Origin of the sequence: Xenorhabdus sp. Sc-CR9 (genome assembly GCF_963897815.1) — a bacterium.
Classification (GTDB): Bacteria; Pseudomonadota; Gammaproteobacteria; order Enterobacterales; family Enterobacteriaceae; genus Xenorhabdus.
Genome location: NZ_CAWQTY010000055.1, coordinates 58,624 through 81,460 on the forward strand (window position 1 = coordinate 58,624; position 22,837 = coordinate 81,460).

Annotated in this window: 16 protein-coding genes and 2 pseudogenes; 7 read left to right on the forward strand and 11 right to left on the reverse strand. The window is 39.9% G+C overall.

Going from position 1 to position 22,837, the window contains the following annotated elements; genetic code table 11:
* Nucleotides 1-187 precede the first annotated feature (187 nt).
* A complete protein-coding gene (gntR, locus tag AACQ81_RS03130) occupies nucleotides 188-1,183 on the reverse strand; it encodes a gluconate operon transcriptional repressor GntR (RefSeq protein ID WP_237386291.1) in 996 nt (331 codons plus the stop codon).
* A 228-nt stretch (nucleotides 1,184-1,411) separates the two neighbouring features.
* The gene (locus AACQ81_RS03135) at nucleotides 1,412-1,555 is read right to left on the reverse strand and encodes a hypothetical protein (protein WP_237386271.1); all 144 of its coding nucleotides are present in this window, start codon (nucleotides 1,553-1,555) and stop codon (nucleotides 1,412-1,414) included.
* Nucleotides 1,556-2,306: 751 nt separating this feature from the next.
* On the opposite strand from AACQ81_RS03135, the gene AACQ81_RS03140 reads away from it, so the two are divergent.
* From AACQ81_RS03140 to AACQ81_RS03155, 4 genes and pseudogenes are all read left to right on the forward strand, one after another.
* Entirely contained in the window at nucleotides 2,307-3,314 is a 1,008-nt protein-coding gene (locus AACQ81_RS03140) for a hypothetical protein (protein WP_237386272.1), read from the forward strand.
* Nucleotides 3,314-4,465: a BamA/TamA family outer membrane protein gene (locus tag AACQ81_RS03145; RefSeq protein ID WP_237386273.1), complete on the forward strand. Its 1,152-nt coding sequence runs from the start codon at nucleotides 3,314-3,316 to the stop codon at nucleotides 4,463-4,465. Before AACQ81_RS03140 ends, AACQ81_RS03145 begins: the two co-directional genes overlap by 1 nt.
* Nucleotides 4,462-5,598, forward strand: coding sequence for a DUF4056 domain-containing protein (locus AACQ81_RS03150; protein ID WP_237386274.1), 1,137 nt, complete (start codon nucleotides 4,462-4,464; stop codon nucleotides 5,596-5,598). Before AACQ81_RS03145 ends, AACQ81_RS03150 begins: the two co-directional genes overlap by 4 nt.
* Nucleotides 5,599-5,688: 90 nt before the next feature.
* Nucleotides 5,689-5,823: pseudogene (locus tag AACQ81_RS03155) on the forward strand (IS982 family transposase); the annotation flags it as partial.
* Here the strand turns inward: AACQ81_RS03155 and AACQ81_RS03160 are convergent.
* A complete protein-coding gene (locus tag AACQ81_RS03160; protein ID WP_336885672.1) occupies nucleotides 5,785-5,973 on the reverse strand; it encodes a hypothetical protein in 189 nt (62 codons plus the stop codon). The pseudogene AACQ81_RS03155 and the gene AACQ81_RS03160 sit on opposite strands and share 39 nt — an antisense overlap.
* Before the next feature lie 150 nt (nucleotides 5,974-6,123).
* Between AACQ81_RS03160 and AACQ81_RS03165 the strand changes: the two genes are divergently transcribed.
* Complete coding sequence (locus AACQ81_RS03165) at nucleotides 6,124-7,692, forward strand: MFS transporter (RefSeq protein ID WP_237386276.1); 1,569 nt, start codon at nucleotides 6,124-6,126, stop codon at nucleotides 7,690-7,692.
* A gap of 178 nt (nucleotides 7,693-7,870) precedes the next feature.
* Here the strand turns inward: AACQ81_RS03165 and AACQ81_RS03170 are convergent, their stop codons facing one another.
* Nucleotides 7,871-8,050, reverse strand: a complete 180-nt coding sequence (locus tag AACQ81_RS03170) for a hypothetical protein (protein ID WP_237386277.1) — start codon at nucleotides 8,048-8,050, stop codon at nucleotides 7,871-7,873.
* 156 nt (nucleotides 8,051-8,206) lie between these two features.
* Between AACQ81_RS03170 and AACQ81_RS03175 the strand changes: the two genes are divergently transcribed.
* On the forward strand, nucleotides 8,207-9,001 hold the full coding sequence (locus AACQ81_RS03175; protein ID WP_237386278.1) for a helix-turn-helix transcriptional regulator: 795 nt from the start codon (nucleotides 8,207-8,209) through the stop codon (nucleotides 8,999-9,001).
* Between the two features lie 36 nt (nucleotides 9,002-9,037).
* Here the strand turns inward: AACQ81_RS03175 and AACQ81_RS03180 are convergent.
* From AACQ81_RS03180 to AACQ81_RS03210, 7 genes and pseudogenes are all read right to left on the reverse strand, one after another.
* Nucleotides 9,038-9,181: pseudogene (locus tag AACQ81_RS03180) on the reverse strand (ISAs1 family transposase); the annotation flags it as partial.
* A gap of 387 nt (nucleotides 9,182-9,568) precedes the next feature.
* On the reverse strand, nucleotides 9,569-10,366 hold the full coding sequence (locus AACQ81_RS03185) for an alpha/beta fold hydrolase (RefSeq protein ID WP_237386279.1): 798 nt from the start codon (nucleotides 10,364-10,366) through the stop codon (nucleotides 9,569-9,571).
* 48 nt (nucleotides 10,367-10,414) lie between these two features.
* A complete protein-coding gene (locus AACQ81_RS03190; protein ID WP_237386280.1) occupies nucleotides 10,415-11,722 on the reverse strand; it encodes a phthiocerol/phthiodiolone dimycocerosyl transferase family protein in 1,308 nt (435 codons plus the stop codon).
* 281 nt (nucleotides 11,723-12,003) lie between these two features.
* A complete protein-coding gene (locus AACQ81_RS03195) occupies nucleotides 12,004-12,870 on the reverse strand; it encodes an SDR family NAD(P)-dependent oxidoreductase (protein WP_237386281.1) in 867 nt (288 codons plus the stop codon).
* A 34-nt stretch (nucleotides 12,871-12,904) separates the two neighbouring features.
* Complete coding sequence (locus AACQ81_RS03200; RefSeq protein ID WP_237386282.1) at nucleotides 12,905-13,765, reverse strand: SDR family NAD(P)-dependent oxidoreductase; 861 nt, start codon at nucleotides 13,763-13,765, stop codon at nucleotides 12,905-12,907.
* Nucleotides 13,766-13,774: 9 nt separating this feature from the next.
* Nucleotides 13,775-14,977 carry an FAD-dependent monooxygenase gene (locus AACQ81_RS03205; protein ID WP_237386283.1) on the reverse strand — a complete coding sequence of 401 codons (1,203 nt, stop codon included), beginning with the start codon at nucleotides 14,975-14,977 and terminating at the stop codon, nucleotides 13,775-13,777.
* Nucleotides 14,970-22,166, reverse strand: a complete 7,197-nt coding sequence (locus tag AACQ81_RS03210; RefSeq protein WP_237386284.1) for an amino acid adenylation domain-containing protein — start codon at nucleotides 22,164-22,166, stop codon at nucleotides 14,970-14,972. Before AACQ81_RS03210 ends, AACQ81_RS03205 begins: the two co-directional genes overlap by 8 nt.
* A 255-nt stretch (nucleotides 22,167-22,421) precedes the next feature.
* On the opposite strand from AACQ81_RS03210, the gene AACQ81_RS03215 reads away from it, so the two are divergent.
* On the forward strand, nucleotides 22,422-22,694 hold the full coding sequence (locus tag AACQ81_RS03215) for a hypothetical protein (RefSeq protein ID WP_237386285.1): 273 nt from the start codon (nucleotides 22,422-22,424) through the stop codon (nucleotides 22,692-22,694).
* Nucleotides 22,695-22,837: the final 143 nt, after the last annotated feature.

Below are 22,837 nucleotides of genomic sequence, written 5' to 3' on the forward strand. Positions count from 1 at the left end.
AATATAGCCTGCACAATTGTTATCGGTAATTAGGTTACCGGTAACATTAACAGCGCGACAGGGTGGCGGGCAATCAATCAGGATCGCCAAAAAAGGAAAATGTGAGGTTTATCGCAATTGAAGATGAAGAAGCATCATTTTGAGCTACAAAATTTAAACACTTTCATCCATTAAATACTGTTACCCATCAGATACTTTCACCCAATGAAAGGGTGAATCCGACATCGATCAGAGTGTGTTCCAGTTTGTTCCCCTTCAGGCGAGTAAGTAAGGCTTCTGCTGCCTTACGTCCCATCAGGTCACGGGGAGTCAATACACTGGCAAGTTTTGGTGTCATTACCTGACCGATGTCATGACCATGAAAACCGGCTATAGAAATTTCTTCCGGTACTTTAATCCCCTGGCGCTGGCACTCAAAAACCGCACCAATGGCAATATCATCATTCGTGCAAAACAAACCATCAACGCCGGGATATTTCTGGCAGGTTTCCAGTAAAAGCTGAGCCCCCAATGAATAGGATGAACTATCGGGTGTCATTACTTTTCTCGGCTGAAGCCCGGCGCTACGCATCGCGACTTCAAACCCTTGCAAACGGATCAGCGTCCTCTCATCTTGTCGGGCACCAAGATAAACCACATTCTGGCAGCCGCTCTTGATCATTGCCATCGTCATCTGACGCGCCGCTTCAAAATTATCGATGCCCACAGCAATATCAAGGCAAGGCGATACGCTGTCCATCAGTTCTACTACGGGAATTCCTACGGTCTGTAATATCTTCAACGTCTTGGGGGTGTGCGTTCGTTCTGCCAAAATAAGGCCATCAATATTGTAAGAAAGCAGGGAAAGTAAACGCTCTTCTTCTTTTTGGGCAGAATAGCCATAGTGAGCCAGCATGGTCTGATAGCCATTGCGATCTGTCACATGCTCGATCCCACGGATCACTTCAGCAAAAACCTGATTCGTCAGGGAAGGAAGCAAAACGCCGATTGCACGGCTGGTGGAGTTGGAAAGAATATCTGGTACACGGTTGGGAATGTAACCCAACTGATCCAAAGCTTCTGCTATTCGTTTTCCCAATGCTTCAGAAACCTGATCCGGATTACGCAAAAAGCGGCTGATCGTCATTTTTGTGACCCCAACGAGGTCTGCAACATCTTGTAAAACAGGGCGTTTTTTCTTCATTTTCAATATAATGCAATCAGTTAACGAGACAATCAGATGAATAGTCAGCGGTTTTAACACATTTATACACCATAACAACATGCTTTTTAGCAAAAAATGCTGACGCATGTCTCATCTGATTTATCCACTGTTCCTGAAATTGTGATGCTTTACACACACCTGAGTGAATCCCGATAAATAATTTGGGGAGTAAATGCGGGATGAATACATGCTGCTCGCTCGCCACTGTCATAACCGATGCAAGCTGATGGACTTACCCAATGGTTCCGCCAGTGCCGTAAAACGGGCAAGTTCATACCAAATTTGCGGATCGAGTAAAATCACATCGGCTTCGTTGATACACGCTTCCAACTCCAGAGCTGGGGTAGACACTCTCGCTGTGCAACACCATAGAATGGTTTTCGTGGTGTTATTTTCTTTATTGTTATTCCGTTATTGCTTCTCGTGAAATGAATTATAGGAGCGCCCTCATCTTAGTTAAGGCTAGCAGGTTATTTTGTGATGGCTGCAATAGGAGTATCATAATTTGACTGATTTATAAGCTGAAAAAATGGTAGAATTTTTTCACTCTAGAAAATTATTATAAAACAGATGGATAAATTTAGAGTGTTCCCCGTAAGTACGGGGATAAACAGTTGATGAGAAAGAAAAAGCGATTACTTTTACAGTGTTCCCTGTAAGCACGGGGATAAACCGAGATGTTTTGTCGCGTGCACCTCGTCGTTAAATATAATTACTTATTTAATAAAAAGCCGAATTTACAGACTGATTATTAAAGAACATTTTAGTAGTCATTTATTTTGATTTAGTCAACACACAAACAAAACTAAAAAATTTATTAGACCTTAGTTTATTTTTAGCAACCATAATATGTTGAAGTAAAAATAAATACCAAAATAATCACGGCTAAAAATGATTAGGTTTATTAACATATAAGAGAGAAGAAATTCATTTTATTTGGTAATAAAACAAACGAAAACTCCAAATTGTGCAAAAAACTGCCTCCGAGCATAATTCGTTAATGATTGCCAAAAACAGCTATGCTAACCTACGCCGCCTTTTATCCCCTTATCGTTGATTTTGTAGACAATTTATTTGTCAAAAATAGGAAGCGAGTTAATTTATGAACTTAACTAACACCAGCAAATTGTTAGCTGCCACCTTATGTTTTACAGCTTCATACAGCTATGCAGATAGTGATCGCCCGCTTTTCTCATTGACCATGACAGAATCAGGCGTCCCGCAAACCAACAATGACGGTAGCTTATCCCGTTCTGCCAAATCTGAATCGCGTATTCTGCCAATTTGGGGCGATAAAGCACAGGAAAAAGGCTATGACCTGCCAGAGCCGTTTGGTGCCAGTTATAGTTATATGAATATGCGGCAGGATATTGTTGTAGATAGCATTAAATTTCAATTCCATAACATTAAACCAGAATATAAGAATTTTTTTGAAAAAGCGCTCTTTGTTAATGCTGGCAAGACGCGCCAAAAAAGTGAAACCCATATGCTTAAGCTTGATTCATGGGTATTTCCTTTCCTAAACATTTATGGTGTCTATGGAAAAACCAAAGGTAAATCCAACACAAATATAGATAATATTGCCTTTTTAACAGATACTCATTATATGAAAAATATTCCTTTCGAACTAAACTTCAAAGGAAAAACTTTTGGCGGTGGGGCAACCCTTGCCGCTGGTTACAACCAATTTTTTGCCACATTAGATGCTAATTATACCCGTACTAATTTAGATATCTTAGATGGTGATATTAGTGCTTTTGTTCTGACACCTCGTGTTGGTTATGAATTTGTATTTAACCCATTAATTTCTGGTCAAGGTAATACCAAAGTTCAGGTGTGGGTCGGCGCTATGTATCAAGATATTACTCAACGCTTTAAAGGTGATGTAAGTAAACTCAGTTTGCCCTCTGAGCTGGATGGAGCATTTAGTCTTTTGAATACTATGAACCCTAATACGGAAATTAAATTCGATGTCAAACAACACCTTGCCTATAAATGGAACAATACCGTTGGTGCACGTTTCGAAGTTACCCGTAATTTCAACGTAATCTCCGAGGTCGGTTTTGGAAACCGAAATACCTTCTTTATTTCCGGGGAGTTTCGTTTTTAATGTTTGGTTTCGCAACTTTCAAAAGACTGGTGATTTCCAGCTTCTTTATTTTTACCGTTTCAGCCGCGCACGCTGATATCCTGCCAGAACGGCAAAAAATTGATGGTTGGCTAAACAAATTAGGCGGAAGTAATTCTTTTGATGCCCGCAAGAAAATTGATTGGGGCATATTGCCCGGCCCTTTCTACACCCCTGAGATGGGAGTAGGAATTGGGGTTGCCGTGGTTGGTTTATATCGGCCTGACAGCTCAGATCGTATCAGCCAGACGTCTTCGCTGGGACTCAGTGGCTTTGGTTCTTCTACCGGTGCATTTGGCCTGAACTTTACCAATTATAATTTCCTTGCCAATGACCAATGGCGGTTATTTGTCTCCGGTACAGTAAATAACACCCCGACTTATTATTGGGGTAAAGGCTACAAAGCCGGTAACGATAAAAGTAATAAAGAGAAATATAACTCACAGGTATTTGATATTCGTCCCCGCCTGCTCTATCGCGTCGCTGATGCCACTTATATGGGGTTAGGCTGGAATTTCTCATCCGTCAATGCTAATGATCCGGATGCCGGCGCAAAACGGTATTTTGAACAATCCGTCGGCAGGCGTTCAGTTATCAGCTCTGGTGTCAGTGTCCACTTCAGTTACGATACGCGGGATTTCTTGCCCAATGCACAACACGGTCAGGTATTTGAGATCGTTTATACTTATTTTTCCCCAGAATTCGGGGGAGATCACCGTTTCCAGACTACGCAGTTACAATTTTCAACCTATCACTCGTTATCCGATAAGACGGTACTGGCCTTTGATAACTATGCCCGTTTCAGTGTCGGTAGTGTGCCGTGGAATCAATTATCGTTACTCGGAAATAGTCAGCGGATGCGCGGGTACTATGAAGGTCGCTATCGTGACAACAATATCTTCACGACACAACTGGAGCTAAGGCACAAACTTGGTTGGCGCCATGGTGTAGTCGGTTGGATAGGTACAGGCACACTGGGTGATTTACCTGCAAAATTGGGAACAAAACATTGGCTCCCTTCTGTTGGTGTTGGCTATCGTTTTGAGTTTAAGCCACGTATGAATGTCAGATTAGATTTCGGAGTTGGTAAAGGCAGCACAGGGTTTTACTTTCAGGTCGGGGAAGCGTTTTGAGATTATTAGTAACACTGTGTCTTAGTTTTCTGTTGATAGCATGCCAAAGTAAACCAGAATCTGTTGACCCCATAAGATCTGTTCTGACCAGTGACACCCATGAGCAATCGCTGGAAAACTGGCCTGTGCTGCCTCCGATTACACCTCCAGAAGGTTTAAGGGCCTGCTGTGCTTTCGGTTATAACCTCAAAGCCAAGCTATGGAATATCCCGATCCCTTTCTATGGTATTGATAATATTATTGAAGCCGGGAAATTGGGTAAGCATCACTACAATGACAGTGTGTTTGGCGCAAGCGCGGCGTTGTTGGGGGTAAGCAATGAAAAAATCGGGTTGCTTTATACCCATCAGGGCGGATTTATTGATATTTCCCATGTGAGGGATACTGCAGACTATACGCTCTATTTATTCAGCCAAATTTATGCCCGTCTCGGCGAAAAGTGGGAATTAAGCCTGAATAATGAACTCGCCGCACGTAAAATTCATTTTTTTGCATTTACTCTGCCGGAAGATCCTGCGGAACATTATACTTTGAGCGCCTATTTAGCCACTAAGCTGGCTTTTCAGCTTGCAGTCTGGCATGAAATTGCGCAATGGTACGGCTATCAATCCGTTCCGGGGTTTCCAGAAGGGATTTCTGCTTTTTCCCCGGAAGATCTCTATTCAAATTTGCTGGGCGCACGGTTGGCACTCACGCTGATTTTGGAAGGCCATGCCTCTTCTGTGTCTCAGTTTTCGGCTGCAATGGCTAAGATCTTGCCAATAGCTTTACGTGAGCTAGGGGATTATTCTGAGTCAGGCACAAAAGAGATGTTTGATAGTGTAGATGGCTTATGGTGGAACAGTTATCAACGTATCCCTGAGAAGTTTTTAGTACTGCAACGGAATTATGATACCCAAGACAATCGCTATCCATTAATGCCATCAGGTAAAGAAGACTTTGCTTTGCGTTTATCTCTACCTGAGTGCTATCAGCATTTTTCATTGGATAAGCTGGCTGAGTTCCGCTTATTACCAACCAATGAGATGAGAAATTTGTCTGTTCCAACGCAATATTGGACAATGAAAGATTTCAAAATGCTGGCAGAAAATGCCCGATATGAAGACAAGCAGCAGAAGTTATTGATTAAATAGCCCGAATTCTGGATAAAGGATTGGCGAAGTGCCTGTTCCAAGAGCAAAATTTTGGTGCACACTAAAAACCGCTCTAAAAAGGAACAGGTAATGAACAAATTAGTTGAAATTTTCTGCGATGTCGATGACTTTTGTCGTTTTTTCATTCCGCAATGGGAGCAATTTTGTCTCGATAAGGGGCATCGTCTACGCCGCAGACAAGGCCACATGTATCCCAGTGAAATTAAAGCGGGTAAGTTCATACCGGATTTGCGGCCCGAGTAAAACGACATCAGCCTCATGGATACGTGCTTCTAATTCCAGAGCGGGTACTGCTTTAATGACCACATTCAACTCCCGCTTTTCGGCTTCCGACTGCATACGCTGCACCAACATACTTGCAGATAATAAGTTAATAATTTTAGCAACCACTTCACCTGTACTATTGCCAGTAATAATAGGATAACTAGCTATATTGTCATAACATGCTATTGGCCCGAATATATGATTCTAGTCATTAACATTGAATAAAACTGAGGTATCTTGATGACACATAATAATCTTCCAGGTATCACTAAAACGTCTAGTAAATGCATACATCAAGCTCAGAATCGAGCCGGTCTGCGCGAATGGGCGGGACTCGCTCTTCTCTCTCTCCCAACCATCCTACTTGGACTCGATTTGACCCTCTTACATTTAACTCTGCCAGCACTGGCAATTGATCTACAACCGACAAGTACACAGGCGCTTTGGATTATGGATGCCTATGGCTTCTTCATTGCCGGTTTTCTTATCACAATGGGTACATTAGGTGATCGAATTGGGCGCCGCAAACTACTATTAATTGGCGCAACAGCTTTCGCTATTGCTTCTGTAATAGCGGCTTTCTCCACTAATGCTTCCATGCTAATTGCTGCACGTGCAGCACTTGGCATTGCAGCCGCAACTCTGATGCCATCAACTCTGGCACTGATCAGCAATCTATTCGTCGATCCACGCCAGCGAGCTCTCGGATTCGGCATATGGGCAACAATGTTTGGAGTCGGTTATGCACTAGGACCCGTCGTAGGAGGTGCATTACTGGAACAATTCTGGTGGGGAGCAGCTTTTCTCATTGCAGTCCCTATTGTTGGTTTATTGCTTCTTCTCGGTCCTTTTTTACTGCCTGAATATCGGGCACCAAATAGAGGTAGATTAGATCTGTTCAGTGTTGCTCTTTCACTCATTGCTATATTGCCAATTATTTATGGTATCAAGCAAATAGCTAAACATGGCTTTGCCCTAGATGCCGTCATCATAATTGCCGTAGGAATAGCTTTTGCCTTTCTGTTCGTAAAACGACAACGTCATCTTGCCGATCCTCTGCTCGATATAACACTCTTTGCCAATCGAACTTTTTCGATAGCATTGATTGTATTGTTGGTAGGATTAATAGCAGTTGGAGGAGCGATGTTGCTCGTCGCCCAACACCTACAATTAGTGGTCGGACTCTCTCCTCTTGTCGCGGGTCTATGGATGGGAGTGGCTGCATTAGCTATGATCGCAGGGGGTATAGCATCACCTCTCGTTGCCCGACATATCCGACCCGGCTTCGTAGTCGCTGGATCACTTGGTTTATCAGTTGTAGGTTATCTTATGTTTACTCAACTGGGTAGCAATAGCACATACGACGTAATACTTGCTGTTACCGGCCTAGCACTGGCATATCTTGGGAACGGTACAATCGCTGCTTTAGGTACTGAGCTTGTAGTTGGATCGGCACCACCTGAGAAAGCAGGCTCCGCTTCAGCTATGACTGAAACAGTACAAGATCTTGGTATTTCGCTTGGCATAGCTTTACTTGGCAGCACTGCCAATGCAGTTTATCGCTATACTATGTCCGATCAGCTTCCTAATGAACTTCCAATAAATATACGAGAAACGGTTAGTGATAGTCTATGGTCAACTTATTCAATAGCATCAGAGTTACCTACTGGCTTACTGGCCGAAGCTCAAACTGCGTTCACTACTGGATTTCATACTGCAGCCGCAATAAGTGCTCTCAGCATCGCTATCCTCTCCATATTGGCGGCTATTACTTTGCACCGTATTGCAATCTATAGTGATAAAAATTAGTGATATGAGCCAGCGCTATTATAAAAATACTCTTTGATCATAAGAATATTTTTAAAGCCAGAATACAATAAATAATAAAATAATTTCTATTTATTATGCCTCTATATCAGAGGCTTCTTTCACTAAACAAAAATATTTATTAAATTATCAAAAAAAGTTATTCATTTCGATGATGATATTAGGTATCTCTTATACATTTAGGAATACCAACCCCAATGGCGTTTTTTCCTGTATCTGCAAGACAATCCGAATAGCAAGAGACAATAGCAATAAAGTGATATTCCGATGCCAGTCCTACTATTATCAGGCCTCGTAATGCCACATTACCCAAAACCACACTCAATTTTCCAGCTAACATCCATTATCCGAATCAATGTATTGACGGCCTCCTTTTCTTCCAGAAAATACATACTTCACATAAACGAGTACTACATTTGATAAATGACCTCATTTTTGAACACATAAATGATAATGTTATAGTATAAGAAAATATTCTATTATAAGGAGCAATACCTTGAGTAGTAGAACTCTAGCACGCACACGAAGTGAGCTCTCAAATTTTCTGATACGTCATAGAACAAAGCTCACACCAACCGATGTCGGCTTACCTACGACCAGTCGCCGTCGGACATCTGGGCTTCGACGCGAGGAAGTAGCTTCACTCGCAGGAGTTGGTCTTACTTGGTATACATGGTTCGAGCAAGGTCGAAATATTCAGGTCTCAGAAGATTTTCTACTCAAGGTAGCCAAGGCTCTGAAACTAGATGATATAGAATGTAGTCATTTGTTCCTCTTGGCTCACCGACGTCCTCCCCCAAAAGAAGCGTGGCAATGGCTCTCCGTTAGCCCATTGATCCAACAATTACTGGATGATATAACTGAAAGACCGGCCTATATTCTCAATCTTCGCTGGGATATTATCGCTTGGAATTCCTTAGGAGATAACCTATTTGGTTTCTCCAATCTCGAACAAATTAACCGCAATATGATCCGCATGGTATTTACCAATCCTGAGTTGCGTTGTCGTCTACCCGCGTGGCATGAAGATGCCCCGAAATTACTCTCACAGTTTCGTAGAGATCTGGCTTCCGTATCAAATGATACAAATATGCTATCGTTGGTTACTGAATTAAAAAAATTATCATCGGACTTCCGAATCTGGATTGATCAACCAAACATAGACAGCTATGGACGCGGATTTTCTATTATCTCTGATGTAAATCAGAAACAATCAGAATATGATCACGAAACACTTATCGTCGATGAATATCGCCATTTAAGAATGATTATCTATTTTGAAAAAAACTAATCATTACTCTAAATGGCAGGGCAAGAGCGTGAATGTTTATTTCTTGCCCAATGCATTGAATCCGGCGGCTAATACCTTATCCAAATAGCTAATATCCATACTGGCAATTCGCCGTTTCCGGCGAATACTGGCTTTTTTGGTCGTTTCTGCCCGAAGTAGATTCAGGCTTAGGTGACGTATGAAGAAGGAATTTGAAATTCTAAATACCTTCTTTTGTGTTAAAAAAGTTCTTATAAAAAATATGATATCATCCATATAATAAAGTGCTATCATTTCTTATATACATAAATTATTGACCATCCTCAATGCAATGGGAAAAATAAGTCGTGGTACGAATCACTCCACAAAGTTTAAAGTGGCTTCTTATTATTTAATGGATATTATTAATCGTTCATGGTTAAAGTTTAATTGTTTGTAAATATATTCATAAGACGTTAGGCTCCCAATATTTTTAATCACCTTGCAAAGGTATATTCATGCCTGAGAATTTTCACTATTTTATCTTTGATAAAAATATTGATGAAACCTCAGGCATTATTTTCTTTCTTAAATAAGATTAAAATGAGTTCAGTCATCACTTGATAAAAGAAAACTGCGCAAAAGTAAAATAAATTCTTCTGGCTTCTCTACATGTGCTAAATGACCAGTATAGAGCTCGGTGTATTGAGCTCCACGAATAGCCGCTGCCACAGATTTTACCTGAGATGATGGTACAATATGATCATGTGAACATCCAATAACAAGAGTCGGTTTTTCAATTCTGCGTGCAGCTTCGGATACGTCAATCGAGAGATCGAGTTCCACTTGGCGAGCCATCCCTTCCCAGTTTATTTCGGACATAAAACCATCAATAATAGCTGAAACCCCTTCATTGCCCTGAATTGAAATAAATGTTGGGCTAAATCCTGTTAATAAAATCAACTGTGATAAAGCTAGCCTATCTGTACGAATAAGATCTCTCCATAATTCGAACTGCACCTTCTGTCTAGGATCTTTACTGGAAAGAAAGGGCCCTAAAAGAATAACTCGCCTAACTAAATGTGGGTAATCAGCAGCAATAACTATAGAAATAGCTGAACCAAGCGAGAAACCAACAAGATCAAAAGGAATGACTCCTGCTGCTTCAGCTGCGGCTACTATCTGAGCGGCCATTTCTTTCACTTCAATCGGCTTTCCCTCATCACATGTCATTCCTGAACCAGAATAGTCAGGCCGAACAACAGTCCAGTCATTAATCAAAGCGGGAATAAGATGACCCCAATTCGCTTCTGAATTTCCACCAGTTCCATGCACTAATACTAATCCTGGCCCTTTCCCATCAACACGATACGCTACCTGAGCACCACCAACTGCAATCTTATTCATAATCGTTCTCCCATTATTGCTACTTCTAATAAGTAAAAAATAATGTTATTAATTATCTGATTTATTGATAGCTGCTCGCAGGATACGAAGACAACTATCAGCCAAAAATTCTGCGCGGCTTTTTGGTATCAAATTTTCAATATATGTAAAATTCCAAAATAGTCGGTTATGGCTAGAGTTAATAGTCGCGACAAAATAACCATTTACTGATATACCAGACAAAAACTGAGCATCAGAAAGTCTCCAATTACCTATTCGGTCGGGAAAAGGGACACGGCCAAGATTAGAAGAAACTAAATTAATCGGTCCATTTTCCTCCATAAACTCCATGAATGGACGGGCGTCTGCTATGGAATGAGGAGCGTTTTCGACAATCATTGTTAACAAATTGAAATGGTGACCATGCTGCTTTCGTTCAGCAAGATCAGTCGTTATCATCCGAGCGATATCCCAAAATGGAAGAGAAAGATCAACTATGGATAGAACTGTGGCCACATAAGAGCCTACCTCATCTGAATAAACTGGTGGTACTAGCTCACCACGAAAGTCTATAGGTGAGCCAACTGCAAAATAAGTTGTTCGAAAATTAGCATCTTGTCCAGCAGCGACTACCAATGCAGCAGTCAACGCACCATGCACCGTTGTTCCATACCTACGTGATGTTTGAATTACAATCTCGAGTTCATCGTTATTCAACTCCCGATGTAATAACTGACTCTGGCGCATTTCAAACGGAACTTTTACACTTGCCTCTACTCGACCCGGCTTATATTGGTCGATTAATTTTTGATCACTATAATTCTGTTCAGTAAGTTTCTCATGTCCTTCACGGCCTATAAATTGTGGTGGACGTAACTCTTCTGCAGAAGTAAGTACACGGCTCATGATTCTTATGGTTTTAGGGTCACCAGCCAGCTCAAGCCACTGCTCGGCCAGTGAAAGTACTGTAGTACCATCAGCAATAGTATGAGCAACAGTAACTATTAGATCGTGTACTTCATCTGGCCCACTTATGAATACAGCTCTTATAAGAGGGCCTGTATCTGGATCTATCCTCTCCAACAGTTCAACGTCATTGATTTCAGATATCCATTGGTCATTTCGCTCACGACCAACCACTCGTAGGGGAATCGGCTGCATAGTAGGAACCCACCTAGGGTTAAGGCCTTTATCATGTTCAACTGTCACTCTCAGCAATGGATGCCGCACCTGTAACTCATCAAGAGCATAACGTAAAACTTCATAATGTAGTTCGCCATATACACGAACTCTGGAGATCACATTTAAAGTAGAAAACTGATCACAAAGCCAGTACCAACGTTCTACAGAAGAAAGCGGGCGATGTATATTATCCATCAATTATCATCTCCAAAAATATTAATATCGTTTGGATTCAACATAACATTTAGATATTTTTATATCTGGATAAAAAACAAAAAATTCCTATTCATATAGTCAAAAACACCCCTTCAAGTTCCAAAATATCAGTGTATACTACTCGGAAAATATTCAATATCTAAATAGTTATACAGCAATATATACAGATTTGAATAATCATATTCTATGGCATAATTCAATTCCTACCACAATATCAAGTATGCCATAACATCTTTTGGCATACTTATCGTTCTATTTTTTCAATACACTATTTTCTTAAACTCGGATTCTGTTGGAGACTGCAAATCAAACCACTGATCTATTTCAAATGTAGTCGATTTCCTTGATTTTTCGGCGAAATATTTTGCATCATCCCCAACATAATAGTGAGTAGCAGGCATTTTTGTTGTCAAGACTTCAAGAATTACTTGTGCAAAATCATCCTCGGTTGCTTTTGCTGAATAAGCGGCTGCCTGACTAGACTTCAAAAATTCTGTAAATGACCTCTCGTAAATTTTCCGTTTTTCATCCGTCGACTGATTTAGGATCTCTTTTCCTGTTGTTAAAAATTTATCCCAAATTGGGGTGTAAATAGCCCCAGGCTGCACAACACTGACTGTTGCTCCTGAATGTTTCAATTCTCGTCGTAAAGCATCGCTAAATCCCATCTTCGCAAACTGAGCAATCGAATAAGCGCCTAAATAAGGTACAGCAATACTCCCAAGACCAGATGTTATGTTGACAATTCTACCCTGAGATTTCCGAATAAAAGGAATTGCAGATTGAGTCACTAATAACTGTCCAATAACATTCGTATCCAACTGCCGACGTAGATCGAATGATTCTAAAAGCTCTAAGGGACTAGGAACACAGATTCCTGCATTATTAACCAATCCCCACAAAGGATAATCCTTGTTTATAGTTTCAATATAAGAGAAACATTCTTTGATTGATTGTTCATTTGTTATATCAAGTACTACTTCCTCAATATTTTCTATAGAATTGAAAACACCACAAATTTCTCTAGCCGCAGCAAAAACGTAGAAACCATTGGCTGCCAATGTTCTCGTTGCGGCATAACCTAGCCCCGACGATGCACCAGTCACGAGTATATTTTTTCTTATCATGACGTTACCTTTCTAGTTTATAAAACTACTTAGGTTAAAATTTCTTACACTCTGCCTCACTTGGGGAGCACCAGGTAAACCATTCGTCTATTTCCAACACAGTCGATACCTGAGATTTCTCAATGAAAGCTTTTTCCTCTTCCCCAACATAGTAATGAATAGCAGGCATGTCAGTTGTCAGCACTTCATAAATAACGTTTGCAAAGTCATTCACGGTTAGATTAAATAAACGTCCTTCCGCTTGGTTGAAAGTCAAAAAATCCTTAAATGATCTTTCGTAAGTTCCTCTTCCCTCATCGGTTAATTGCTCTATAATTTCTTGCCCCATTGCGGAAAATTTATCCCATATTGGCGTATAAATTTTTCCGGGTTGCACCACACTAACAGACACCCCCGAACGCTTTAGTTCGCGTCGTAAAACATCAGTAAATGCTTTCTTAGCAAACTGAGCTATCGAATAAGCGCCTAAGTAAGGCATTGCAACATTTCCAAGCCCGGATATGACATTGATGATCCTACCCTGAGATTTCCGAATAAACGGAAGTGCAGATTGAGTCACTAATAACTGCCCAATAACATTCGTGTCCAACTGCCGACGTAGTTCAGACAATTTGAGAAGTTCTAAAGGGCCAGGGATACACACTCCTGCATTATTAACCAATCCCCACAAAGGGTAATCCTCATTTCTGGCCTCAATATAAGTGAAGGATTCTTTGATTGATTGTTCATCTGTTACATCAAGCACTAACTCCTCAATATTTTCTATGGAGTTAAATACACCATGTATATTTCTAGCTGCAGCAAAAACATAAAAACCATTGGCTGCCAATTTTCGAGCAGCGGCATAACCTAAACCTGAAGATGCACCAGTAATTAAAATACTTTTTCTATTCATAATATCACCTTATAGTTGAGGAAATACTTTACAGTTTGTCGTAGTCTGCACAGCAATATTATCGAACAATAATGACTTATTTAGCCGCTCCCGTATTTTTTTTTGAGGGGCCAACCATATACCTACATCACGCTTTATTCGCAGGATTAAAGAATCGTATTGTTCTATTTCACTCAGTTCTCTGGAAGCATTAACAATTGTGCGAGCACGTGGTTGCCTAATAAACTCATATTTCTTTAAAGCTTCTACATGATCATCCGTGTTTCTAAGAACATAGCCTAAAACAGCCGCATCTTCGATAGACAATCCTGCTCCTTGCCCTAAGCTTGTAAGCATTGGATGCGCGGCATCTCCAAGGAGTGTTACTCTCCCCTTAGTCCAAGTTTCTGGAAAAGTTCGGTCTTTAGCATCAACAGTGATAATAGAGGTACTATCAGTTGAAAGAATGATATCGTGAATAATGTCTGGCCAACCGATATAAAATTCTGCAATATCGTTATTTGTACCTTTCCATTCTCTAGCTTCATGAGATGGCATATTGGCTGTCCCCCACCAATACACCCAACCATTACCAATATCGATAATGCCGATTCGTTTTCCACTTCCCCAGTAATGGACAACATATCCTGGTGTAATTTGTGGATGAGAATACTTCACTAGTGCAAGCCAACAGATATAACCAGCCTCCTGAATTATAGACTGTGTTCCAATTGATTCTCTGATTGATGAATGGAATCCATCAGCTCCTATCAAAATATCGCCATGAGCAGAAGTACCATCGTCAAAATTCAGTTGTACACTCTTTGGAGTCTCAACATAATTAATAGCACGTTTCTCAAATGCTATATTTGTATCACCCAGTTTATCGAGCAAAGACTGTTGAAGTTTTTCTCGAGAAATACAAACACAAGGGGTACCTTGTTGATTCGATATTTCTTGCATAGGAAGCCGTTTAAGAAGTAATCCCGATTTGTGGCGTATCTCGAAATTCTGTATTTCCGCACCATAATTTTTCAAGTTAAGATCTATGCCAAGAAGCGTTTTCATCGCTGTACTAGCATTAGACATAACAGAAAGCCCTGAACCTGTAGCTCTCAAGCCATTGTTTTTTTCAAAAAGTTGAGCAGACCATCCGATATTTTTTAGCGCTATTGCAGCTGATAAACCACCAACACCAGTTCCCACGATTAATGCAGTTGGATTTTTAGGCATTTTTTTGTACCTTATTCACAGTATTGATTTCATCAATAATGGCTTGTGCCAATTTCTTGACATGAGGCTCTTCCATTATCGTAAGATGGTTTCCATCTATCTCTATGACTTTCACGTTTCCAACGGTTTTATCCTTCCATCCATTTTTCGGATCCTCATATTCACTACGTATCGTGTCATGCATTTCACGCAATATTATCGGGAGTGGTTCTCTGGCACGAATGAGCGTAATGTCTAAATTTGGACGCCCGATGTTATATTCCGTAGCAGCCTGCCAATTAGTTCGGTACACATTAAAAAGTCGTTGCATAACGGATTTTTTACTGCCAACTGGAATTGCACCTATTTTGATTGCATGATCGGTGATGTAGTCAAAGCGCTCCTGTAACCCCACGATCTCCGGTGGAACAATCTGAACAGGTAATGATGATCCTCTTGATGTCCACAATAATTCCCAGAAAAACCAAGTGAGTAATGCGTCATCACTTGCCTTGCCTTGTGAATGAGAATTAAGCGCCATGGTGTCAAGGATCAAAGTATTTGCAACCTTATCACCTGCTCTAATTAGTTGGTTTGCAATTTCGAAGGCTATAAAACCTCCATACGACCATCCACCAATTGTATATGGGCCATTCGGCTGGACTCGTTTTATCGCTTCAATATAGAACCTTGCCTGTTCATCAATAGTCGCTATTGGTGAAGAACCTATATCAACACCTGATGCCTGCAATGCATACACTGGCTGGTCTGTAGGAAAATAAGGAAGCATACGTAGATATGAAAGGATATTACCTCCCATCGGATGCACAAGGAAAAGTGGTCTGCGGCTACCTACTTCACGCAATGGTACAAGCGGATCAAACTTGAACTCCCCTCCACGGCTACATATCAACACCGCGAGTTGTGCAATAGTAGGAGCTCTAACAAATGTAGAAAGGGGCACATTAATATCATAGAGTTTCTCAACAAGAACAACGATACGCATAGCTGTCAACGAGGTTGCTCCACATTCAAAAATATTTTGTTCAGGAGCAATCTGAGGAATTTTCAGTAAATCGGCTATCAATTTGCAAAGCTGACGTTCATATTGATCTTTCGGTTCGCGGTATTTTTTATTTGACTCAATTTTAATTTCTATCTGACTGAGTTTTGCATCATCACGCTTGCCGCTTGGTGTTTTTGGAAGAGAATCGATCCAAACAATATAGGACGGTACCATATATAATGGTAATTCTGATTCTAAATATCGCAATAATTGTTCTTGTATATCAATATTTTCCTTTCCTATAAGGAAAGCAACGAGGTATGAATCAAGATCGTTGCGATGACGAGCAACTACCGCTACCTCTATACTTTTTGCTATTTTTTCGAAAAAATGTAAGATCTTAAACTCTATTTCAGATGGTTCAATTCTATAACCACGTACTTTAATCTGCGTATCACTACGACCTAAGCTAATAATTTCACCACTCGATAAGTGTATACCAATATCGCCGGTTCGATACAAAATACCGCCAGGTACATCAGGATGTTCAATAAATTTTTGATTTGTCTGATTCTGAGCAAGATAATAGCCAGAAGCTAATGATTTACCATATACGCAAATTTCACCCATAACACCTCTAGGTACCATGTTTGAATATTGGTCAAGAATGGCAATACCAACACCACTAATTGGCTTACCAATCGGTGGTAGTGATGCAAAATATTCTGAATCACCACTCATATTGTGGTATGCAACAACATGAGTTTCCGTCGGTCCATACTGATTTTCAAGTATTCCCCCTTTCAATCCGGCAATGAAGGAACGGATTTCCTGAGTGACGCGTAGCTGTTCCCCCGAAGACACAACCACATGCAGTTTACATGGAGATAAACCGAGTGTTACAGCAGCTTCAGCGAGTTGCTGCAAAGCAATGTAGGGAAGGAAGATGCGCTCAACTGCTTTATGATCCAGAAAACGAAGTAATGCGACAGGATCCCTACGTTCTGATTCATCTATAAGATGCAATATGGAACCAGACGTCAGCGTGGAAAATATTTCTTGAAATGAAACGTCAAAACTCAAAGGAGCGAACTGTAGAGTTGACATAATCTGCGAACCACTACTGATACGATTTTGCCAGTTAATTAGATTAGTCAAGCTCCTATGAGGCATAACTACGCCTTTTGGTATCCCTGTCGAACCAGAAGTGAATAGAATATAAGCTATATCCGCTGAAGTAATTGCTATATTTATATCTTTAGCCACATTCGGAATGATAGAGTCTTTTAAAATAATCTGCCGTTCGAAATACGGTAATTCAGTAAATTCGGGTACTGTAATCAAGACAATCGGTTGTGCGATATCTAGAATCAACTTTATACGGCTCTCAGGGTATGAAATATCTATCGGAAGGCACACTGCTCCCATACGGAGGGTAGCGAAAACTGTAGCAATTTGCTTAAATGACCTAGGCAACGCAATTCCGACGATATCATGCTTCTTTACGCCTCTTTCATGCAGTAACAATGCGATTCTTTCGCTCACCACCCAGAGCTCTTCATAAGTCCACTTTTTATTATCATGCGTGACAGCCACACCTTGTGGACTACGTTCTACAACTCGCTGAATGAGACTTGGGATCGATTCGAACGGCTCTTCCGACAAAGGAGGAATAATGTTTCCCAGAACAGAAAGTGATTGGTTTAATGTTGCTATAGAATGCGAGTTGTATGCTATTTGTTCAAGCGCCTGCCGGAATAACCTTCCGAATACTTCTCCCTGTTCTCTTGAATATTGACTTCCATCAAGATCAATCCGAATGCTTATTTGTTGCCCAGAAAAGTCACGCATCACATTCACGAGAATTGCAAAATTCGTCTCTTCTCTGGGATCAAAATCAATGATTTCAATATCTGTCTTAACACTTACATCCTGAAGTACATGAAAATGTATATAGTTGAATGCGGTCTGAATAGCGGCTAAGTTAGTATGAGCCTGAATTTCACTTAAAGGTAAACGTCGATGCCTATGATTTTTCTTTTCATTCTGATAGACAACATCGGCAAGTTTAAGCCATGTAAGTCCTTCCATATTTATCCGCAGGGGTACAGTATTCAGAAATAACCCGAGAATATGCTCAGAATTCCTGACTTCTGGGCGGGTATGTGTCACTACTCCAGTAACCAATTCATTGTTACCACTCATTAAAGCTATTGCGAAGCTATGTGCAGCAAGATAGAAAGATCTTACAGGTAATTGAGCAGTTTTAGCTAAGTTTTGCAGGACTGTGTCGAGATTTGGATCAATCTTAAAACGGTAAGAAAACATTCCTTGAAACGATCCACCTGCATATCTGACTAACCCTAGAGGTAATGTTTTTGGCGCGTTCCGGAGATACTCCTGCCAGTATAACCGATGCTCTTCTACTTCAATGGCTTCGATCTCATTTTGAATAAAGACTGATGGATTCGGTAGCTCATCTATTGTGTATCCAAGATCTACATCATCGGTTTTCCCTGCATAAGACAATAGAAGCTCACGAATCAAGTTTGCAACACTTCCTCCATCAAGGATCGCATGATGAAAACTCAGAAGAAGATCAATAAATTCTGAATTTTCCCTAACGAAAATACCCACATGAAAAAGCGGACCAGAACCAAAGTCATAGTTATGACGAGACCACTTATCGAAATGATTCGTAATTATATTTTCGTATACATCGAGTTTCGGAGTGGCGATCAACAGAACATCTTCAACAGGCAGGTACTTCCTGATGAACTGGAGTGGTCTATCAAAATCACTCAAATTGAATGTAGTTCGTAATGCAGGGTGTCGACGAATCAGCCCTTGTAAAGCTGATTTGAATTCTGTTTTATTCCACTTTGTTTTGATAGTATAACGAAAAACATCTTTATAAATACGACCTCCCCTACTCTCGTAACTATGGTAGATAAGACCAAGTTGCAGCTGTGAGGCTGGGTATATATCTTCGTAATCATGATTGTGAAGTCTGCCCCGACCTAACTCTCCTACTAAAGCAAATGGAGGTAATGACTCTTTTACAACTTTCTGTTCTCCCAATACTCTATTAAGAATATTTCCCAAAGTACGAACTGTCGTATTTTGTGCAAGATCCGTGAGTTCTACATGATACCCATAAGTCTCTAACTCAGACCTTACTTTCAGCATTAGAATGGAGTCCCCGCCAAGAACATAAAAATCATCATCAGGACAAATATTATATTGACCAAGAATTTTGCTCCAAACCTTAGCTACTACTTCCTCATTACCTCCTAACTCCATTGATAGAAAAATATTTTTCTTTGCAAGCAGATCACGCACAACCTTACTTCGGTCAAATTTTCCATTAGGAGTAAGTGGTATATTTTCTAGCTGTTCAAATCGGGTTGGAATCATGGCTCGTGGTAGAATCCTCGCTAGGCGTTCATGGATTTCACGTTCGCTTACAATCCCCTTTGCTACATATATTCCAATCAAATGCTTTCCGTGAATCTCATTCTCATCAACTAAAACCTCTGCATTCAGTATTTCCGGAAGACTTAGAAGTGCACTCTTCACCTCACCAAGCTCAATGCGATTTCCACGGATTTTTATTTGATCATCAATTCTACCAAGATAAATAATGGAGCCATCCTCAGCCCAAGTAGCAAGATCACCTGTAAGGTACCAACGAGTATTATCTTCCCGCCGATCAAAAATGAATCGTTCTGAGGTCAATTCAGGTCTATTTAGATAACCTTGTGCGAGCTGAACCCCTCCAATCTGTAGCTCCCCTGGTATACCAACGGGTAATCTCAAACCATGGTGTGAAACAATTCTGATAGAAGTATTGTTTATCGGGAAACCAATCGGTACAGATACGATTTCTCCTCGTTGCCCAAGATTCAATTCATAATAAGTCACATCTACAGTTGCTTCTGTTGGACCATAGAGATTAATGAGACGCGGAGGTTGTCTATCTGGTGTGAAAAGTTTCTTATATTTATTAACAATTGCGGGCGTAAGAGTTTCACCACTCGTGAATAAACATTTAAGTCCTGATACGATATCTAGGTTCTTCCTATCTTCAGCAAGAGCTTGTAAATAAGGTTCAAACATTGAAGGTACAAAGTGTGCAACAGTCACACCATGCATAGCAATTGTTTGGATTAATTCTCGTGGATCACGTTGAGCTCCCCGCTTGAGAAGAGCAACAGAGGCTCCTGTTATTGCCCACCAAAATAGTTCCCATACAGACACATCAAAGGAGATTGGTGTTTTCTGAAGAATCACATCTGTCGTATCCAAAGAGTAAGTCTCTTGCATCCACTCGAGTCGATTAATAATGGCATGATGATTAACAACAACTCCTTTTGGACGACCAGTTGACCCTGATGTGTAGATAACATATGCAGCAGCATCTGGTTGCGTCTTGATATTACAGATCATATGGCTACCAAGAACTTTCGGTACTGATACAGGATCTAAACGTCGTGGATCATCAGCTGCAATAATATGTGGTAAATTTGAAACTATTACCTTGACTCGACTATCCTCAAGCATATATTTCACACGATCCTGAGGATATTCACTGTCTATGGGTAGATACGCAGCGCCTGCTTTTAAAATTCCAAATATCGCGGCAATCATTTCCGGCGACCGTTCAAGTGATACAGCAACTATATCTCCAGGATTAACTCCACGAGTTTCCAAAGCATAGGCAATAGAAGACGACCACTTACTCAATTGATCATAAGACACTACTCTTCCATCTTGGTTACGCAAAGCAATATTCTGCGGAAATTGTTTAGCTTTGGCTTCGAATAAAGAGACAACAGTTTCAGTCTGGCTGTAAGGCCTTCTTGGGCCATTTTCGTATTTTTTCAGAAAATTAATCTGTTCTGGTGTGAGTAAATCAATTTGAGAAATGTGCTCATCAAGTTTCTCATGAAGGTTACTTACAAGCTGTATCAGTGTTTCAGCACATATTTTTGCAGTCATTTCATTAGTAAATGCTGATATATTTAGACAAATTTCACCATAAACATCAGTATCATTGCCATAAGTGTGCATATGTATGGCAATGGCATCTTGTTCATGTACATGTGCAACATTCCTGGTAGATAATTCATTATCGGATTTGACATAGTTCCGTGGATAGCGCAAATACGAAATAGTTGTATCAAATAGCTGCCGAGAAGATATTGATTGTGATAGTTCTGATATAATCTTCCCTAAAGGAACTGCTTGGTGTTTCTTTAAGAAGGTCACGGCATCCTTAATATCCAAGCTAATTTGTCTTGGAGTAGAACTCGAATTAACTTCAATCTTAACAGGAAGACAATTCGCTTTTTGTGTTATCGAAGTAATTTCATTTTCGTCTCTGTTAAGGAAAGGAACACCTATGAAAAAGCTTTCTCTTCCATATATATGCGAAAGAAAAATAGATAAAGCTGTGGATACAGTCATAAATGGAGTAAAACCATTATTTATTCCACGTATTACTTCAATAGCTGGAATTTTAAAATTTTTCCTAATACTTTTCCGGATAGAATTTACATTTTTTTCGTGCTTTGAAAATAAAACGGGGTCTATTCCTATAATATTAGATATAATCTCATTCAATGATTTATTAAAATCAAACTTCTCACTTCGCAATAGGCTTGGAGTAAATTCTTTAGGGCTTAAAATCTCATGCTGAATATTTTTCACTTCATTTTCATACAAATCCACAATTTTCTGGGAAAAAACATTTAAAGCCCAACTGTCAACAATAATATGATGTGCTCTGATCATTAATATATTATTATCATTAAAGTTTCCTATAGCGATATCAATTAATGGAGGTTTTGAAATATCCCAAAACTTATGAGACCAATTATTAAAAAAAGATATTAATTTCTGCTTGTTATGAAACTTATAAGAGTGAATCTCAGTCGGAATCCAATCAAAATTCATTTTCACTTTAGGCCTATTTCCATGCCCATGAAAAGCTTTACGAAATATGGGTTCCGATAGCATAATTTGCTCTATAACGTGTCGGAATTTGGTAATATCTACAGACATTGGTAATGATTTACTAAGTGCTATAGTGAATTGGGAACTATTAGGGTTTCGCATAGCCTCAATCCAAATATCCTGCTCATATGAATTCAATTCAATATCGTGAAAATTACAAAATGTAAGTCCAGTAGCAATATTCATATTTAACACCCCATGCAAATAGATAAAATAAATTCTACAAACAAAGAAATATGCTAAATCAGACTAACTAGGCTTAGTTATAGGTGTTGCGTGAAATTTATCTAAAGGTAACAAACTGTCAAATCTTGTCATTTAATGACATTAGCTGTCAACAAATAAAATGCACTCAATGTAATTTATATAAATTTCCAAATTTTAACTGAACTGTTATAATTAAGGGTTTTACATATTTTATTTACAGTGGGGTAGTAGCAAATGACGGATAGAAGTGAAGAAAAACTAGGTCGCCGTGAGCGCAAAAAAAAAATGTTACGAGATGCCTTAATTAAAGCATCTTATGAACTTTTTTCTATCAAAGGATTTGATGAAACTAGGGTAGAAGACATTACGAACAATTTGATGTTTCCACTCGAACTTTCTTTCGTTACTTTGCTTCAAAAAAAGATATTGTCCTTGATTATCAAGAAGCAGAACATCAGGATTTTATTGCAGCACTCTCGAGTCGACCTCCAAATGAAGCAGTCATAACAGCTTTATGGCAGGCCAGGGCGCGAGCATACTTTTTTAACATCTATTGAATGAAAATTAATAGCATGATCTAATTAGCCTTATTTCTCTTCTAATCGCTTACCTATGACCCTGATTGAACATTTATCCGTTGTTAAAGAAAC

Bases quoted from the DNA above. Each gene is read 5' to 3' on its own strand.
- gntR (WP_237386291.1), bottom strand. From the start codon at position 1,183: ATGAAGAAAAAACGCCCTGTTTTACAAGATGTTGCAGACCTCGTTGGG.
- AACQ81_RS03140 (WP_237386272.1), top strand. From the start codon at position 2,307: ATGAACTTAACTAACACCAGCAAATTGTTAGCTGCCACCTTATGTTTT.
- AACQ81_RS03145 (WP_237386273.1), top strand. From the start codon at position 3,314: ATGTTTGGTTTCGCAACTTTCAAAAGACTGGTGATTTCCAGCTTCTTT.
- AACQ81_RS03160 (WP_336885672.1), bottom strand. From the start codon at position 5,973: ATGTTGGTGCAGCGTATGCAGTCGGAAGCCGAAAAGCGGGAGTTGAAT.
- AACQ81_RS03165 (WP_237386276.1), top strand. From the start codon at position 6,124: ATGACACATAATAATCTTCCAGGTATCACTAAAACGTCTAGTAAATGC.
- AACQ81_RS03170 (WP_237386277.1), bottom strand. From the start codon at position 8,050: ATGTTAGCTGGAAAATTGAGTGTGGTTTTGGGTAATGTGGCATTACGA.
- AACQ81_RS03185 (WP_237386279.1), bottom strand. From the start codon at position 10,366: ATGAATAAGATTGCAGTTGGTGGTGCTCAGGTAGCGTATCGTGTTGAT.
- AACQ81_RS03190 (WP_237386280.1), bottom strand. From the start codon at position 11,722: ATGGATAATATACATCGCCCGCTTTCTTCTGTAGAACGTTGGTACTGG.
- AACQ81_RS03195 (WP_237386281.1), bottom strand. From the start codon at position 12,870: ATGATAAGAAAAAATATACTCGTGACTGGTGCATCGTCGGGGCTAGGT.
- AACQ81_RS03200 (WP_237386282.1), bottom strand. From the start codon at position 13,765: ATGAATAGAAAAAGTATTTTAATTACTGGTGCATCTTCAGGTTTAGGT.
- AACQ81_RS03205 (WP_237386283.1), bottom strand. From the start codon at position 14,977: ATGCCTAAAAATCCAACTGCATTAATCGTGGGAACTGGTGTTGGTGGT.
- AACQ81_RS03210 (WP_237386284.1), bottom strand. From the start codon at position 22,166: ATGAATATTGCTACTGGACTTACATTTTGTAATTTTCACGATATTGAA.
- AACQ81_RS03215 (WP_237386285.1), top strand. From the start codon at position 22,422: ATGACGGATAGAAGTGAAGAAAAACTAGGTCGCCGTGAGCGCAAAAAA.